The following is a 15,248-nucleotide window of genomic DNA, read 5'->3' on the forward strand; positions in this document are numbered from 1 at the left end:
AGTTCATCAGAAGGTCCGGGCCATCCTCTTCATCAAACAACCTGCAGGGGGTTAGGGAACTGGGGCATTGGCCTTTTCCGGTTCAGCCTTGGCCACACCACCGGCAGCCTTCCTGGATCCGCGGCGCTCAATCCAGACAGCGATCCTCGAAACGAGGATGTTGATGGCGATGTAGATCGCCGCCGCAACAAAGAAGATGGGGAACAGGAACTGGGTGCCCAGGAAGTCCGCCATCACCTGGACCGCACGCAGCAACTCGCCGTATGCCACGATGTAGCCGAGGGAGGTGTCCTTCAGGAGGACCACCATCTGGGCCACCAGGGAGGGCATCATGCGGCGGATGGCCTGCGGCAGCTCGATGAGCATCCGGGACTTGAAGCTTGTCAGGCCAATGGCCAGCCCGGCTTCCCGCTGCCCCCGTGGCAGCGACTGGATACCGGCCCGGATAATTTCCGCGAACACTGCCGAGTTGTAGAGCACCAGGCCCGTGACAACGGCAATGAAGGGTGACGTGCCGAAACCCAGCAGGATGAACAGCATCATCAGGACCACTGGCATGCCGCGCAGGAACTCCAGGACCACCCGGATGGGAATGCGGATAACCGCTGCGTCCGAGATGCGCAGCAGGCAAAGCACCAGTCCCAGCGGGAAGGCAATCACTGCGGCGATGGCAGCGGCGCTCAGGGTTGCGCCCAGGCCGTTGCCCAGGAGGGTCCAAACATCTGCCCGGGTGAAGATCTGCCAGCGGCGGCCTTCGAAAATTCCCTGCTGGGCGAGAGTCATGACGATCCAGGCCAGCAGGCCCAGGATCAGCAGGGACCCCACGATCGAGCCGATCAGGGAAATCCGGCGGGCTTTGGGACCCGGAACATCGTAAAGGACGGAGCTCATCGGGCGATCGCCACCTTTCGTTCCACCGTGCTGGCCAGGATGCCCAGCGGAACTGTGAGGAGCAGATAGAAGAATGCTGTGCCCAGCAGCACGGCGATGACGGCGTCACCGTTGGCGTTGGCCAGCTGCCGGCCGTAGCCGAACAGTTCCAGGACAAAGAAGGCGCCGGCAACGGAGGAGTTCTTCACCAGGGCGATCAGGATGTTGATCAGCGGCGGGACCACCGTCCTCAGTGCCTGCGGCAGGATTATGAGGTTCAGGACCTGCCCGAAGTTCATGCCGATGCTGCGGGCGGCCTCAGCCTGTCCCACCGGGACGCTGTTGACACCTGAACGGACGGCTTCGGCGATGAACGCTGCGGTGTAGGTGCTGAGGGCAATGATGGCGGCGACTTCGAACTGCTCGAATTTCACGCCCAGCCGGGGAAGGACGATGGCCGCGAAGAAGAAGGCGATGGTGAGCGGAGTGTTCCGGAGGACCTCCACGTAGACCATGCTGAAGCCGCGGAGTGCTGCCACGGGGGAAACCCTGGCTGCCGCGAGCAGGGTGCCGAGTACGAGCGCTATGACCCCCGAAACGGCGGATAGGAAAAGTGTGCGGAGAAAACCTTCCCAGTACAGGGGGAGGTTTTCAAGAATGACGTCCATAGGATCCTTCGGCTGTGGGCGTGGACGGGAGCGGAGACGGCGGTTGCCGGGGCAGCGGAGCAGCCCCGGCAACCACTGGAGTTACTTAGTAACGGTCAATCTCGGGCAGCTCGGGCGCAGTCTTGATGACTGAGCCTGCGGTTGCTTCCCAGGCCTCCTTGTAGGAGCCGTCCTCCTCGAATGCCTCCAGCTGGTCATTGATCCAGTTGCGGAACTCCGTGTCGCCCTTCTTCAGGCCGATGCCGTACGGCTCCTTGGTGAAGGTCTCGTCCGAGGCGAGCTTGAAGGCGTCCGGCTCCTTGTCCACGAAGCCTGCGAGGATCACGTTGTCCGTGGTGACAGCTTCAACCTGCTTGTTGCGCAGCGGCTCGAGGCAGGCAGAGTAGGTGGCTGCAGGGACAAGCTCGGCGCCGTACTGGTCCACGATGGTGGCGGCGGGGGTGGAACCGGTGACGGAGCAGACCTTCTTGCCCTTGACGTCTTCGGGGGTCTTGATGGTGTCGTTGTCCTTGTTCACCATCAGGGCCTGGCCGGCTTCGTAGTACGGGCCGGCAAAGTCGACGACCTGCTTGCGCTTGTCATTGATGGTGTAGGTGGCAATGACCAGATCCACCTTGCCCTGCTCGATAAAGGGTTCGCGGTTGGCGGAAACTGTTTCGGACCATTCGATCTTGTCCGCGGGGATGCCGAGCTTCGCGGCAATCAGCTTGCCGATTTCGACGTCGAAACCAACAGGCTTGCCGTCCAGGCCCACCTGGCCGAACAGCGGCTGGTCAAACTTGGTGCCGATCTTGATGGTGCCGGCCGAGGACAGCTTCTCCATGGTGGTACCGGCGGCGAACGTGGGCTTCTCCTCGACAGTGGGATCGCTGGTGGTTCCGGCGCCACCTCCGCCGCAGGCGCTCAGGGAGAGGGCGAGGGCGGCGGTAGCCGCCACGAAGAATGACTTCCGCCGGGTCATAAATGCCTTCATGACATTCCTTTCATTGGTGGCCGTGGATCACGGCCTGGGTGCGAACTGGAGTGTGATCGTTCGGGTAAATCAGTGGGTGAGGAGCTTGGAGAGGAAGTCCTTGGCCCGGTCGCTCTTCGGGTTGGTGAAGAATTCCTCCGGGGTGGCGTCCTCGACGATCTGGCCGTCGGCCATGAAGACGACGCGGTCGGCGGCCTTGCGGGCAAAGCCCATCTCGTGCGTGACCACGATCATGGTCATGCCCTCCTTGGCCAGCTGGACCATGACATCCAGGACCTCGTTGATCATTTCCGGATCAAGCGCGGACGTGGGCTCGTCGAACAGCATAACTTTTGGCTTCATTGCCAGGGCCCGTGCAATTGCAACGCGCTGCTGCTGCCCGCCGGACAGCTGTGCCGGCAGTTTGGGGGCCTGGTGGCCCACGCCGACCCGCTCCAGCAGTGCCATGGCGTCCTTGTCCGCGGTCGCCTTGGGTACACCCTTGACCTTGATGGGGCCGAGGGTGACGTTTTCCAGGATGGTTTTGTGCGCGAAGAGGTTGAAGGACTGGAACACCATTCCGACGTCGGCGCGCAGCTGGGCGAGTTCCTTGCCTTCTTCCGGAAGCACCTTCCCGTCGATGCTGATGGTTCCGCCCTCGATGGTCTCCAGGCGGTTGATGGCGCGGCAGAGGGTGGACTTACCGGAGCCGGAGGGCCCGATGACCACGACAACCTCGCCCTTGCGGACCTGCAGGTTGATGTCCTTCAAAACATGCAGCTGGCCGTAGTGCTTGTTTACGCCGTTCAGGGAGACGAGGGTATCGCCGGGCACATGAGTAGTCATAAGAAAGAATCTAGCGAACAACAGGCTCCTTATGATGCGAATCACCCCAACTTCCTGCGGATCGTGATTCAAGAGATACCTGCTGCGGGAGGTTAGCCTTGGTGAATGAGCATCAATGCAGATTCGGCCAGGAACATCCAGCCACGCCGTAAGGGGCCCCTCGAACTCCGCCGCAAACAGGCCGCGGTGGAGATGTCTGACCAGCATCTGCTCGACACCAAGGGTCCGGGACAGTTCGTCCACACCGATCCCTGGCGGGTCCTGCGCATCCAGAGTGAATTCGTGGAAGGCTTCGGCGCGTTGGCTGACATCGGCAAGGCCGTCAGCGTCTTCGGTTCAGCGCGCACCAAGCCGGGCAGTCCGTACTACGAGATGGGCGTGGAAGTGGGGCGGAAACTGGCGGAAGCCGGTGTCGCCGTCATCACCGGGGGCGGGCCCGGGTCCATGGAAGCTGCCAACCGCGGCACCGTTGAAGGCAACGGCGTCTCCGTTGGCCTGGGCATCGAACTGCCCTTTGAGCAGGGCCTTAACCAGTGGGTGGACCTGGGCATCAACTTCCGGTACTTCTTTGCCCGCAAAACCATGTTCGTCAAGTACGCACAGGGCTTCATCGTCCTTCCCGGCGGCCTGGGCACCCTGGACGAGCTGTTTGAAGCAATGGTGCTGGTGCAGACCCGGAAGGTGACATCGTTCCCCATAGTGCTTCTCGGCGTCGATTTCTGGGGTCCCATGATCGACTGGATCAGGGGCACCCTGGTGGCCGAAGGCATGGTCTCGGAGAAGGACCTGGACCTGATCCAGGTGGTTGACGATCCCGCCGAGGCAGTGGACCGCGTCCTGCACGTGCCCCCGGCTCCCTCCCTCAACGGCGAGCAACGGCCTGAGTAGCCGGGCGTCGGAACCGGCCCCGGCTGCCGGTTCTGGCACGATGGAACCGTGAGCTTTTTTCTGGTTTTCCTGGCCATCCTGCTGCTCGGAGGTGTCTTCTGGATCAGCCTCGGGCTGCGGTCCGGCAGGGCAGGCGGCCGTCAGTTGCCCGGCCTGGTGGACGGCGGTTTGGAGCAGCCGCCCGCCAACCTGCCGCCTGTCCTGCTGCCGGCCCGGGCCGCACCGGAGGATGTGGACCGCGTACGTTTCTCCCTGGGGCTTCGCGGCTACCGGATGGACCAGGTGGACCAGGTGCTGGACGAGTTGCGGGACCAGCTTGCCGCCAAGCAGGAGGAACTGGAATCCAAGCAAAAGGAAATCGACGCGCTGCGGGCAGCGCTGCCGGAAGCCGGAAACCCCGGGGGCGCCGAACCTGACGGGACGTCGGCGCAGGAAAAGGACGTGCCGTGAGCACGGTGGCGCGCCGAAAAGCCGGGCTGGTTCCGTCCCTGCAGGACTGGGCCGTGCAGGTGCCGGCCGCCGTGCGGCGCTGGCCGTGGTGGCTCCAGGTCACGGCAATCTACCTCGGAGCCCGGCTGGTCAGTGCCTGCATCTTCATGGCCGCGGCCCTCCACCAGGGCCCCAACCCTTGGTTTCCGGCGAAGCCCGATTACTGGAACTTCATCAACATCTGGGACGCCCGCTGGTACGGCCAGGTCATCGCCAACGGCTATCCCTCAGTCCTGCCTACTGACCCTGCAGGCAGCGTGCAGGAAAACACGTGGGCGTTCTATCCCTTGTATCCGGCTTTGGCCAAAGGTCTCAGCGGGCTGACAGGCCTGTCTCCTGCAGCATCCCTGACAATGATCGCCATGCTGGCCGGCTGGGCCGCCGCGCTGGTGGTCTATGTCCTGTTCCGCCACAAGGCCTCCCACCCTCCGGCGCTCTGGGGCGTGGCTTTCTTCGCGAATTTCCCTGTCGCAGCAGTCCTGCAGGTGCCCTATGCAGAGTCGCTGTCGCTGCTGCTGCTGGCGGCAGCATTGCTGTTGGTGCTGCGGAGGCAGTACTGGTGGGCCATGCCGGTGGTGGTGCTTTTGTGCCTGTCCCGTCCCGTGGGGGTGCCCTTCGCTGCCATGCTCGGGCTGATCTTCCTGCACCATGTGTGGGAGCGGGTCGGGTCCGGCAAAGCCGGCAGGCTGCCACTCAACGGGACCCACTCGACCGGCGACCTCGTGGCACTTGCTGCCCTGACCGCCGTCGGGGGCGCAATGGCGCTTGCCTGGCCGGCGACGGCGTGGGCGGCAACAGGTGATATCCAGGCCTACACCAAGACGGAGACCGCATGGCGGGGCCACGACCTGGTGCCGTTCAAGCCCTGGTTCGACACCGGCGTCGACCTCTTCGGTCCGGTCCTGGGCGTGCTGGCTCCCTTCGTTTTCGTGGCGCTTTTCGGCGCCATGCTGTTCCTGCCGCCCGTGCGGCAGGTCGGCGTCGAACTCCGCCTGTGGTGCGCCTGCTACATGGGCTACCTCGTGGTGTTCCTGCATCCGCAAACCAGTACGTTCCGCATGCTGCTGCCGTTGTTTCCGTTGGCGCTGGGAGCGGCCCTTTTGTCCCGGTCGAGGGCCTACCGGGGGACGGTGGTGCTGATGTTCGTGCTGCTGCAGATCGTTTGGATTGTGTGGTTGTGGGCATGGGCGCAATTGCCCGGCGGCGGCGATTATCCGCCCTGACCTTCCGAACTTCGGCGCAGGTCAGTACTGAATTACCAAGACGATGGAAATGTCCATCGATTAGCTACGTACGGGTAATTCCGCGATAATGATAAGTAAGCAAGGACAAAAAGCATTCAGAATACGCTCAGCCTTGGCGGTGTACATCCACCCCGTCATAGCGGCTTGATCGATGCGGACACAGCCCGCCCGGGCTGATCAGTCCTGGGACAAAATGGAGGGGAATTCCTCATGGCGGCTATGAAACCACGCACCGGCGACGGCCCAATGGAAGTCACCAAGGAGGGCCGCAGCCTGATCATGCGTGTCCCGCTCGAAGGCGGCGGGCGCCTGGTGGTCGAGCTGAACGCTGCTGAGGCAGCGAACCTCAAGGAATGCCTCGTCGGCGTTACCGAATGAATGTGCGGGCAGGGTCCGCAGCCACCAGGCTGCGGACCCTGCCCTTTTCGGCTATTTCTTGACTGCCACCAGCAGCCCGTCACCGGTGGGAAGCATGGCAGAGGCCAGCCTCTCGTCGTCGCGGATCGCCTTACCCACCTGGCGCAGGACTACGGTAGTGGCTTCCCGCCCGGCAGGATTGGAAACCTTGTCCTTGTCCAGGGCGTCGTTGATGATCAGCAGTCCGGCCGGCTTGAGGAGCCGGATGGCCTGCTCCACGTAGCCGGGAAGCCCGGGCTTGTCGGCGTCGAGGAACACGAGGTCGTAGGCGGCGTCTGTAAGCCGTGGCAGGACGTCACCCGCCCTGCCGGAAATGGTGCGGGTGCGGTTGGCGGGGCTTCCTGCCTCAGCGAATGCCTCGCGGGCGGCCTTCAGGTGCTCGACGTCCACATCGATGGTGGTAAGGACGGATTGGCGGCCCAGGCCCCGGAGCAGGCACACACCTGACACTCCGGCTCCCGTCCCGACTTCGACGGCGGTCTGGGCCTTGGACGAGGCCGCCAACACAGTGAGGACCGCTCCGACCCCCGGCCCTACCGGGGTAACTCCCAGTTCGAAGGACCGCTCCCGGGCCCGCAACATGACCTCATCCTCAGCGGGCAGATCTTCTGCATAGGACCAGCTGGTGGACTTGTCGGCACTCATGGGATTCGCTTTCTGGGCGGCAGGGGGATGTCCTGTACAGCCTACTGTGTCCGGCGGCAGCAACGGCGGAGCCGGGCGGTTGCGCCGAGGGCTGAACTTTCGCGCAGTCAGGAAATTCCCAGACAAGTTTGAAATGATTATTATCCGCTCATCCGTAAGGTGACCGGCGCCGAATAATAGATGTCAACAGTATCCGGGCGTTAGCATTCCACGAGGGGAGTGGACGATGTCATCATCAGTTGTGGCACCTGTCCCTGCAGCAAACCATCCTGAGAGTGATTGGGTTCGTCCCACCTGGGAAGAAGTGGTCACCAATCACTCCGCGAAAGTCTACCGTCTTGCCTACCGCCTGACCGGAAACAAGTACGACGCCGAGGACCTCACCCAGGAGGTGTTCGTCCGCGTCTTCCGCTCTCTGGAAAACTTCAAGCCCGGAACCATCGACGGTTGGCTGCACCGCATCACCACCAACCTTTTCCTGGACCAGGCGCGGCGCAGGACCCGCATCCGCTTCGATGCCCTTGCCGAGGACGCCGAGTCCCGTCTCCCGGGCCGCGAGCCGGGGCCGGAGCAGAGCTTCGAGCTGAACAACCTCGATGTTGATGTGCAGGCGGCCCTGGAGGAACTCCCGCCGGACTTCCGCGCCGCCGTGGTCCTGTGCGACCTTGAAGGCCTCTCCTATGACGAGGTAGCGGAGGCGCTCGGGGTGAAGCTCGGGACCGTCCGGTCAAGGATCCACCGCGGACGCACCATGCTGCGTGAGAAGCTGGCCCACCGCGACCCACGTCCGCAGCAGACCCGACGCAAACTGTCCATGCCGCGCATCGCCGGCGTCCTCTGAACGGCGCATGAGGTCCCGGTTTCCGTTCGGGCGCAGGCATGAGCGCACGCGCAGCCATCTTCAGTCCTGCCACGAATGTTCTTCAGCGATGCGGCGGGAACGCCAGTACCTGGAGCGTCTCCGTGATGCCCCCATCCCGCCCGCCAGCGATGACCTGACGGCCCGGCTGCTGGCCCGCACGCAGGAGCTGGCAGCCAGGCCAGCGGTTGCCCCCCATAGTCCGAATGCTCCCCGGAGGGCTGTCCGCTTCCTGGCGATTACGGCGGGAAGCAGTGTGGCAGCAGCAGCTGTGCTGGCTGCGGGTGCCTTCGCAGCCGCAGGAGATGCTCTGCCCGGTGCTGCCGCCGCGAATGCGGCCGCCCTGTCGCAGGTTTCGTCCCAGACCCCAGCCGACGGCCGGCTCTTGAGCGGGGAACAGCTCAACCGGCTGCGGTCAGAGGGCTGGGCCTGCCCGGAACTGGAAGCAATGGGATTCCGCCTTGAATCAGCAAGAGCCACGGTGCGCGACGGCGGGCCCGCCGTGGAGATAAGGCTCACCGACGGCAGGCATTACGCCACAGTGGTTGAACAGCGTGTCCCCGGGCAGGGCGATGCCGCGCAGGGTAGTGCGGCTGACGTCAGCGTTGGGCAGGGCGCAGCCAGCCAGGACAGCCCCCTGCACGTGTGGCGGTCCTCGCCCTGGTCTGCAACCTACCGGACGCCGGGCCGCACCTTCAGCTATGAATCGGACCTGCCGGCTGAGCAGGCCGACGACGCCGTTCCCATCCTTCACCGGCTGGGGACGCTGGCCGAGGAGGGCGTGGCGGCTGGAGTGCCGGCTGCCCAAAGGGAAGCAGCCGAAGAGTCACTGGGAACCCGCCTGCAGCGGGGGGTCAACCGCATCGTTGCCTTTTTCACCGCGTAGGACGAGCAGTTTCGGCAGCCCCCGGGCGGGAATCGTCACTGGCAGCCCGGAGAGGGTAATCTTCCTAAAGTGTTTGGAATCAACGGCCCGGAGTTCTTCCTTTTGCTGATCATTGGCGTTCTGGTGATCGGTCCCCAAAGGCTGCCCGAATACACCCAGAAGCTGGCGAACCTGGTCAAGGAAGTACGCCGCATGGCTTCCGGTGCCCGCGAGCAGATCAAGGAAGAAGTGGGCATCGACATCGACGATGTCGACTGGAAGAAGTACGATCCCCGCCAGTACGATCCGCGGCGCATTATCAAAGAGGCACTGCTCGACGACGAGTCGAAGCCAGTCAGCGCAGGCGCTCCGGCCGCGGTTGCCGCCGTTTCGGGAGCCGCCGCCGCTGGCGCCGCAGGGATCGCTGCCGCCCAACGGCCGGCACGGGTAGTCCAGTCATTGCCTGCGGGCGAGGCCGCTCCGTTCGACACTGAAGCCACCTAGCCCAGACACCCCGCGCAGGCTTTGCCGCCTGCTGAAGAAGCGTAGCCTCAGCGCGGCTGCAGCCCCAGTTTCATCCCCGCAAGACCGCGCGGGGTCGCCGCCAGTCGCCCGGCAATGGCTGACAATGCCTGCGCCGCCGGTGTTCCGGCCTGGCCCAGGACTATCGGCACGCCGGTGTCGCCGCCTTCGCGCAGCTGTATGTCGAGCGGAATCTGTCCCAGCAGGGGCACCTCTGCCCCCACCGTCGCCGTCAGCCGCTCAGCGAGTACAGTCCCGCCGCCGCTTCCGAACAATTCCATCCTGCCGCCGTCGGGCATTTCAAGGTAGGACATGTTCTCGATGACGCCTGCCACTTTCTGGCCTGTCTGGGTGGCGATCGCGCCTGCCCGCTCGGCCACGTCCGCGGCGGCTGCCTGCGGTGTGGTGACCACGAGGATTTCGGCCTTGGGCAGGAGCTGGGCTACTGAAATCGCGATGTCCCCTGTGCCCGGCGGCAGGTCCAGGAAGAGGGCGTCCAGGTCGCCAAAGTAGACGTCCGTGAGGAACTGTTCAAGGGCACGGTGCAGCATGGGTCCGCGCCAGGCCACGGGCTGGTTGCCGCTGACGAACATTCCGATGGAAATTACTTTGACGCCGTAGGCAACCGGGGGAAGTATCATGTCGTCCACGCGGGTGGGCGGCTGGGTGATGCCCATCAGCGCAGGCACTGAGAAGCCGTATACGTCGGCGTCCACAATGCCAACCCGAAGGCCCTGGGCAGCCAGCGCGCAGGCAAGGTTGACGGTCACCGAGGACTTTCCCACTCCGCCCTTGCCGCTGGCCACCGCGTAAACCCTGGTGAGGGAATCGGGCTGGTTGAAGGGGATGCCGCGCTGGCCCCCGGCGCCGCGGAGCAGTTCCTTGAGCGCGTCCCGCTGTTCCTGCGTCATCACCTTCAGTTCAACGTCGACGGCGGCGACGCCCGGCACTGCCAGCAGTGCCTTGGTGGCGTCGGCGGTTATTGTGTCCCTCAGGGGGCAGCCGGCGATGGTGAGCAGGACCACCAGGCTTACACGGCCGTCGTCGGCCATGCTGACGGACTCCACCATGCCCAGCTCCGTGATGGGGCGGCGGAGTTCGGGGTCGATGACGGTGGCCAGGGCAGCATTGACTGCCTCGGCCAGCGCAGGGCTGGCGGTGGGTTCGTTCATTAGAAGTCCTGGTTGGAATGGCCGGGTTTGATCCGGGGGATTTGCTGCGTGCGGGGACTGCGCTGCCGGTCGCGCTGCTCGCGGAGCTTTTCCCGTACTTTGTCCTTGGGGGACTCGTGCTGCCCATGCCCGTCTGGCTCGTGGGCGCGGAGCTCCTCCTGGGCTTCCAGCATGTCTTCCAGGAGCGAGCGCAGCTCGGCGCGGACGTAGTCCCGGGTGGCAACCTCGCGCAGCGCGATCCTCAGCGAGGCGAGCTCCCGGGTGAGGTATTCGGTATCGGACAGGTTGCGTTCAGCACGCTGGCGGTCCTGCTGCAACGAGACCCGGTCACGGTCGTCCTGCCGGTTCTGCGCGAGCAGCAGCAGCGGGGCCGCGTAGGAGGCCTGCAGGGACAGCATCAGGGTCAGCAGGGTGAACCCGAGGTCCTTGGAATCGAACTGCCATTCCAGCGGCGCCCAGGTGTTCCAGGCCAGCCAGAAGATACAGAACACCGTCATATACAGCAGGAACTGCGGGGTGCCCATGAATCGGGCAAAACCCTCGGTGGCGTGCCCGAATGCGTCCGGATCGGGGGACAGCTTCGGCAGGATCCGCTGGCGCCCGCTCAGGGGTGTGTCAAGGCTGCCTTTCTGCGCCGCCTTCCCGCCCTTGCGCTGCTGGGGGTTCTTCGGTGCGCTGCTGTCAGCCAATGCGGCCACCAAGCCTTCTTATCGGGGCTTCGCCATCGTGGGCGCGCCAATCATCCGGCAACAGATGATCCAGGACGTCATCAACAGTCACCGCCCCCACAAGCCGGCCGGCGTCATTGACCACGGGGAGGGAATTCAAGTTGTAGGTGGCAAGGGTCCTCGCCACTTCGCTGATATGCGCCTGGTCGGACAGGGGCTCCAGGTTCTTGTCCACCAGGTTTCCCAGCGACTCGAACGGTGGGAACCGGAGCAGCTGCTGAATATGGACCACGCCCAGGAACCTGCCAGTGGGCGTCTCCAGCGGCGGCCTGGCGATGAAGATTGAGGAAGCCAGTGCGGGTGAAAGCTCCTCCCGGCGCACATGTGCCAGTGCTTCGGCCACAGTGGCTTCCGGGGGCAGGATGACCGGGACAGGGGTCATGAGCCCGCCTGCAGTGTCCTCGTCGTACTCCAGAAGGCGCCGGACGTCCTCTGCACCCTCCGGCTCCATCAGCTGCAGGAGCTCCTCGGCCTGGGCGGAGGGGAGCTCTCCCAAAAGGTCAGCAGCGTCATCGGGATCCATCTCCTCCAGGACGTCCGCCGCGCGCTGGACGTCCAGGGCGGAAAGAATCTCCACCTGGTCGTCCTCCGGGAGCTCCTGGAGGACGTCGGCCAGGCGCTCATCCTGCAGCTCGCTTGCCACCTCGAAGCGGCGTTTGTCGCTCATCTCCTGCAGCGCTTCGGCGAAGTCCGCGGGCTTGAGGTCCTCGTGGTTGGCTACGAACTGGGTGGCTGCCTGGGGTTCGGTACGCGGACCCTGCAGGGCGTCGGCCCAGTCGATGATCAGGGTTTCGTTGTTGCGGCGCAGCCGGCTCAGCGGGGATACGGAATGGCCACGCCGGACAAAGAGCTTGCTGACGAACCAGTCGCCGGAACGGGTCTGGTCCATCGCGATGTCTTCGATGGTGGCATCGCCGCTGCCGTCCCGCAGTGTGACGCGGCGGTCGAACATTTCGGCGACCACCAGTGTTTCGGCCCCACGCTGTTCGAACCGGCGGAGATTGACCAGGCCGGTGCAGATGATCTGGGTCTGGTCGATAGAGGTAATCCGGGTCATGGGCACGAACACCCGCTTTTTGCCGGGAACTTCGACGACGATGCCCACCACATGCGGCGGGCCCTGGGTCCCCCGGGACAACACAACTACGTCGCGCAGGCGGCCCAGCCGGTCGCCCAGCGGGTCGAAGACATCGAGGCCCAAGAGGCGGGCGACGAAGACGCGCGTAGGTGTTGTGCTCACTCCTACAGGCTACCGAGTCTGCTCTCTTTTAGCTGAATTTACAGGCAGCATCCATACTCATGGGCAAGAATGGGAGTATGGCAAACATTTTTGGTGCTCCCAAGGCCGGCGGGCCCGGTGGAATGGACGAGGCCCGTGCCGTTCCCACCGGCGATACCGTCGGTTCCTACACCTCCTACCTGGATGCCCAGAAAGCGGTGGACTACCTCGCGGACCAGCAGTTCCCGGTCCACATGGTCTCCATTGTGGGCAACGAACTGAAGATGGTGGAGCGGGTCACGGGGCGCCTCAGCTATCCGCGGGTGGCGCTGTCCGGAGCGTTGAGCGGCATGTGGTTCGGCCTGTTCGTGGGCGTCATGCTGTCCTTCTTTGCGCCGTCGCCGGGGTACTTCTCCATTCTTACGTCCGTGCTGATGGGCGCGGCGTTCTTCATGCTGTTCGGCATCGTCACCTATGCGATGCAGCGGGGCAAGCGGGACTTCACCTCCACGAGCCAGGTGGTGGCCACCAGTTACGACGTCGTGGTGTCGCCGGAAGCAGCCCACGAAGCCCGGCGGCTCCTTCAGCAGTTGCCGATGACCCGGTCCGATGCAGCCACCGGCAGCGGTGCCTACACGCAGCGGGACTATCATAACCAGCCATACCAGCAGGGCCAGGGGCCGGCCCGTCCGTCCGGATGGAATGATCCCTACGGCCAGCAGTCCGGTTCTTCCGTGCAGGAAAACCTCGGCCAGGGAAATAACCCGGTCCAGGGCGCACCCCTCAGCCAGCACGATGTCCCGCAGCAGCCCGCGGCGCCGGTCCGCTCCGTCCGGTACCCGGACCTGCCGGACGGCCGGCCCCAATACGGGATCCGCCTTCCGCAGGGTCCTGCTGCCGAGGCCGGCGGGCCGCAGGGCGGGCAGGGCCAGCACATGACTCAGGACCAGCAGGCAGCGCAGGACCAGTACCGCGGGCATGAGGAGCATGCAGAAGGCCACCGCGGGGACGGCGAGCACGGGTCTGACCAGCAGCGCCCGGGCGAGGGCCGGCAGTAGCCGGCAGCAGGCCACCGGGAATAAAGAAGAAGCGGGGCGGCCGGATTGCTCCGGCCGCCCCGCTTCTTCTTCCCTCGCAGAAAGCCCGCTCCGTGTATTCGCGGATGGCGCGAAGCGGTGCAGGACGACAGGCTAGGCGTCTTTGGCTGCCTCGGCTTCCCGGTAGATCCCGCCCATCCAGTCCTCTACGTCGCCGGGCGTGCGGGGCAGGCCCGCGCTGAGGTTGACGGGGCCGTCGGCGGTCATCAGGACGTCGTCTTCAATCCTGACTCCGATCCCGCGGTATTCCTCCGGGATGGCCAGATCCTCGTCCTTGAAGTAAAGGCCGGGTTCGATGGTGAACACCATGCCTTCGGTCAGGACGCCGTCCAGGTAGAGCTCGCGCCTGGCCTGGGCGCAGTCATGGACGTCCAGGCCCAGGTGGTGGCTGGTGCCGTGCGGCATCCACCGGCGGTGCTGCTGGCCCTCGGGACTGATGGCTTCTTCAACCGGTACCGGCAGGAGACCCCATTCGGCGAGCCGTTCAGCCAGTACCGTGGTGGCCGCGGTGTGTACGTCGCGGAACTTGGCACCGGGCCGGGCGGCGGCGAATCCGGCGTCGGCGGCGTCCAGTACTGCTTCATAAACCTTTCGCTGGATGTCGCTGAACGCGCCACTGGCGGGAAGGGTGCGGGTGACGTCGGCTGTGTACAGCGAATCCACTTCCACCCCGGCGTCCAGCAGGAGGAGCTCGCCGGCATGGATCCTTCCGGTGTTGCGGGTCCAGTGCAGCACCGTGGCGTTGTTGCCCGAGGCGGCGATGGTGTCGTAGCCGAGCTCGTTCCCCACTTCACGCGCCTTGGCGAAGAAGGCACCTTCCACCACCCGCTCGCCCCGTGCGTGCGTGAGGGCGCGGGGCAGGACCTTCACGACCTCCTCGAAGCCTTCAACAGTAGCCGCTACCGCGAGCTTCATCTGCTCGATCTCCCAGCTGTCCTTGAGCAGCCGGAGCTCGGAGAGGGCTTCGCTCAGCTTCTCGTCCAGGGCATCGAGGACGCCCAAGTCCAGGTTCTCGGGGTCCCTGGCGGTGTTGTAGCGTGCGGTGTCCACCAGTGCATCGATGTTTTCGTCCACCTTGCGGACCAGCCGGATGGACATACCGCCGATTTCCGGGGCACCCACATCCTTGGTGATGGCCGTCTCCAGCTGGTCGATGTGGGCTGTGGCCAAGCCAAGGCGTGCCTGGAACTCGGCAAGCGTGGGCTGGGCGCCGATCCAGAATTCACCGGAGCGTGCATCGGCGTAAAACTGTTCAGTATCCCTGCCGGCCAAGGGCCGGAAGTAGAGCGTGGCCCGGTGGTGGCCGCCGTCGTCGCCCCTTCCTTCCGCAACCGGCTCCATTACCAGCACCGCGTCCGGCTCGTGGTCAAGGCCCAGCCCGGTAAGGTGCGCGAACCCGGAGTGCGGGCGGAAACGGTAGTCGCAGTCGTTGGAGCGGACCTTGAGCGGCCCCGCGGGGATTACCAAGCGTTCACCTTTGAACTGGCCGGAAATCGCCTTGCGCCGGTTTGCGGCGTAATCGGCCACGGCGTCGCGGGCCGGGAGTTCCTGGCGGGAGGGCGCCCAGTTGCTGGCCATGAAAGCCTTGAAGGCGTCGGAACTGGGCCGCTGCGAGCGGTTGTTGACGCGCTCGTCCAGGGGCTGGGGAGCAGAGTTTTGGGTGTTTTCGGCATCGTTCACGGCACCATCGTCTCACCACGTCCGCGGCGGCGCGAACACGCGAACAGGTGGATCAGCAGCGGTGCCGCTTGCCCCGGGCTCAGGGTA

The 15,248-nt window shown here is 64.8% G+C and carries 17 protein-coding genes; 8 read left to right on the forward strand and 9 right to left on the reverse strand.

What is annotated here, in order from left to right:
• Positions 1 to 51: 51 nt before the first annotated feature.
• From FDW81_RS00430 to FDW81_RS00445, 4 genes are all read right to left on the reverse strand, one after another.
• Complete coding sequence (locus FDW81_RS00430) at positions 52 to 891, reverse strand: amino acid ABC transporter permease (RefSeq protein WP_138132006.1); 840 nt, start codon at positions 889 to 891, stop codon at positions 52 to 54.
• Positions 888 to 1,538, reverse strand: coding sequence for an amino acid ABC transporter permease (locus FDW81_RS00435; RefSeq protein ID WP_013601695.1), 651 nt, complete (start codon positions 1,536 to 1,538; stop codon positions 888 to 890). Before FDW81_RS00435 ends, FDW81_RS00430 begins: the two co-directional genes overlap by 4 nt.
• An 85-nt stretch (positions 1,539 to 1,623) precedes the next feature.
• A complete protein-coding gene (locus FDW81_RS00440) occupies positions 1,624 to 2,511 on the reverse strand; it encodes a glutamate ABC transporter substrate-binding protein (RefSeq protein ID WP_138132008.1) in 888 nt (295 codons plus the stop codon).
• A 69-nt stretch (positions 2,512 to 2,580) separates the two neighbouring features.
• Positions 2,581 to 3,336 (reverse strand): amino acid ABC transporter ATP-binding protein, encoded by a 756-nt coding sequence (locus tag FDW81_RS00445; protein ID WP_138132010.1) that lies wholly within the window; start codon positions 3,334 to 3,336, stop codon positions 2,581 to 2,583.
• A 105-nt stretch (positions 3,337 to 3,441) separates the two neighbouring features.
• On the opposite strand from FDW81_RS00445, the gene FDW81_RS00450 reads away from it, so the two are divergent.
• From FDW81_RS00450 to FDW81_RS00465, 4 genes are all read left to right on the forward strand, one after another.
• The gene (locus FDW81_RS00450; RefSeq protein WP_138132012.1) at positions 3,442 to 4,224 is read left to right on the forward strand and encodes a TIGR00730 family Rossman fold protein; all 783 of its coding nucleotides are present in this window, start codon (positions 3,442 to 3,444) and stop codon (positions 4,222 to 4,224) included.
• 48 nt (positions 4,225 to 4,272) lie between these two features.
• The gene (locus FDW81_RS00455; protein WP_138132014.1) at positions 4,273 to 4,674 is read left to right on the forward strand and encodes a DivIVA domain-containing protein; all 402 of its coding nucleotides are present in this window, start codon (positions 4,273 to 4,275) and stop codon (positions 4,672 to 4,674) included.
• On the forward strand, positions 4,671 to 5,936 hold the full coding sequence (locus tag FDW81_RS00460) for a hypothetical protein (RefSeq protein ID WP_370278625.1): 1,266 nt from the start codon (positions 4,671 to 4,673) through the stop codon (positions 5,934 to 5,936). The genes FDW81_RS00455 and FDW81_RS00460 overlap by 4 nt, the downstream gene beginning before the upstream one ends.
• Positions 5,937 to 6,167: 231 nt before the next feature.
• Positions 6,168 to 6,335 (forward strand): DUF3117 domain-containing protein, encoded by a 168-nt coding sequence (locus tag FDW81_RS00465; RefSeq protein WP_009357720.1) that lies wholly within the window; start codon positions 6,168 to 6,170, stop codon positions 6,333 to 6,335.
• Positions 6,336 to 6,386: 51 nt separating this feature from the next.
• Here the strand turns inward: FDW81_RS00465 and FDW81_RS00470 are convergent, their stop codons facing one another.
• Complete coding sequence (locus FDW81_RS00470; RefSeq protein ID WP_138132016.1) at positions 6,387 to 7,019, reverse strand: O-methyltransferase; 633 nt, start codon at positions 7,017 to 7,019, stop codon at positions 6,387 to 6,389.
• Positions 7,020 to 7,245: 226 nt separating this feature from the next.
• Here FDW81_RS00470 and sigE point away from each other — a divergent pair, with 226 nt between their 5' ends.
• The 3 genes from sigE (at position 7,246) to FDW81_RS00485 (ending at position 9,247) form a co-directional block, all read left to right on the forward strand.
• Positions 7,246 to 7,860 (forward strand): RNA polymerase sigma factor SigE, encoded by a 615-nt coding sequence (gene sigE, locus FDW81_RS00475; RefSeq protein ID WP_138132018.1) that lies wholly within the window; start codon positions 7,246 to 7,248, stop codon positions 7,858 to 7,860.
• 88 nt (positions 7,861 to 7,948) lie between these two features.
• Entirely contained in the window at positions 7,949 to 8,764 is an 816-nt protein-coding gene (locus tag FDW81_RS00480; protein WP_138132020.1) for an anti-sigma factor, read from the forward strand.
• 69 nt (positions 8,765 to 8,833) lie between these two features.
• Positions 8,834 to 9,247, forward strand: a complete 414-nt coding sequence (locus FDW81_RS00485) for a Sec-independent protein translocase TatB (protein ID WP_138132022.1) — start codon at positions 8,834 to 8,836, stop codon at positions 9,245 to 9,247.
• A 47-nt stretch (positions 9,248 to 9,294) separates the two neighbouring features.
• Here FDW81_RS00485 and FDW81_RS00490 read toward each other — a convergent pair whose 3' ends face one another.
• Genes FDW81_RS00490 through FDW81_RS00500 form a run of 3 tightly spaced genes read right to left on the reverse strand, consistent with a single transcriptional unit; the run spans position 9,295 to position 12,405 of the window.
• Positions 9,295 to 10,437, reverse strand: a complete 1,143-nt coding sequence (locus FDW81_RS00490; RefSeq protein ID WP_138132024.1) for an Mrp/NBP35 family ATP-binding protein — start codon at positions 10,435 to 10,437, stop codon at positions 9,295 to 9,297.
• Positions 10,437 to 11,138, reverse strand: coding sequence for a DUF1003 domain-containing protein (locus FDW81_RS00495; RefSeq protein ID WP_138132026.1), 702 nt, complete (start codon positions 11,136 to 11,138; stop codon positions 10,437 to 10,439). The genes FDW81_RS00490 and FDW81_RS00495 overlap by 1 nt, the downstream gene beginning before the upstream one ends.
• A complete protein-coding gene (locus FDW81_RS00500; protein ID WP_138132028.1) occupies positions 11,119 to 12,405 on the reverse strand; it encodes a magnesium transporter MgtE N-terminal domain-containing protein in 1,287 nt (428 codons plus the stop codon). Before FDW81_RS00500 ends, FDW81_RS00495 begins: the two co-directional genes overlap by 20 nt.
• 77 nt (positions 12,406 to 12,482) lie before the next feature.
• Here FDW81_RS00500 and FDW81_RS00505 point away from each other — a divergent pair, with 77 nt between their 5' ends.
• Positions 12,483 to 13,442 (forward strand): general stress protein, encoded by a 960-nt coding sequence (locus FDW81_RS00505; RefSeq protein ID WP_138132030.1) that lies wholly within the window; start codon positions 12,483 to 12,485, stop codon positions 13,440 to 13,442.
• Between the two features lie 132 nt (positions 13,443 to 13,574).
• Here the strand turns inward: FDW81_RS00505 and FDW81_RS00510 are convergent, their stop codons facing one another.
• Positions 13,575 to 15,161 carry an aminopeptidase P family protein gene (locus tag FDW81_RS00510; protein WP_138132032.1) on the reverse strand — a complete coding sequence of 529 codons (1,587 nt, stop codon included), beginning with the start codon at positions 15,159 to 15,161 and terminating at the stop codon, positions 13,575 to 13,577.
• Positions 15,162 to 15,248: the final 87 nt, after the last annotated feature.

This window comes from Pseudarthrobacter sp. NamB4, from assembly GCF_005796185.1.
In the GTDB taxonomy this organism is placed as follows: Bacteria; Actinomycetota; Actinomycetes; order Actinomycetales; family Micrococcaceae; genus Arthrobacter.

Coding starts and splice junctions, on each gene's coding strand:
- FDW81_RS00490 (WP_138132024.1), bottom strand. CDS start 10,437: ATGAACGAACCCACCGCCAGCCCTGCGCTGGCCGAGGCAGTCAATGCT.
- FDW81_RS00450 (WP_138132012.1), top strand. CDS start 3,442: ATGAGCATCAATGCAGATTCGGCCAGGAACATCCAGCCACGCCGTAAG.
- FDW81_RS00445 (WP_138132010.1), bottom strand. CDS start 3,336: ATGACTACTCATGTGCCCGGCGATACCCTCGTCTCCCTGAACGGCGTA.
- FDW81_RS00440 (WP_138132008.1), bottom strand. CDS start 2,511: ATGAAGGCATTTATGACCCGGCGGAAGTCATTCTTCGTGGCGGCTACC.
- FDW81_RS00465 (WP_009357720.1), top strand. CDS start 6,168: ATGGCGGCTATGAAACCACGCACCGGCGACGGCCCAATGGAAGTCACC.
- FDW81_RS00505 (WP_138132030.1), top strand. CDS start 12,483: ATGGCAAACATTTTTGGTGCTCCCAAGGCCGGCGGGCCCGGTGGAATG.
- sigE (WP_138132018.1), top strand. CDS start 7,246: ATGTCATCATCAGTTGTGGCACCTGTCCCTGCAGCAAACCATCCTGAG.
- FDW81_RS00480 (WP_138132020.1), top strand. CDS start 7,949: ATGCGGCGGGAACGCCAGTACCTGGAGCGTCTCCGTGATGCCCCCATC.
- FDW81_RS00470 (WP_138132016.1), bottom strand. CDS start 7,019: ATGAGTGCCGACAAGTCCACCAGCTGGTCCTATGCAGAAGATCTGCCC.
- FDW81_RS00430 (WP_138132006.1), bottom strand. CDS start 891: ATGAGCTCCGTCCTTTACGATGTTCCGGGTCCCAAAGCCCGCCGGATT.
- FDW81_RS00435 (WP_013601695.1), bottom strand. CDS start 1,538: ATGGACGTCATTCTTGAAAACCTCCCCCTGTACTGGGAAGGTTTTCTC.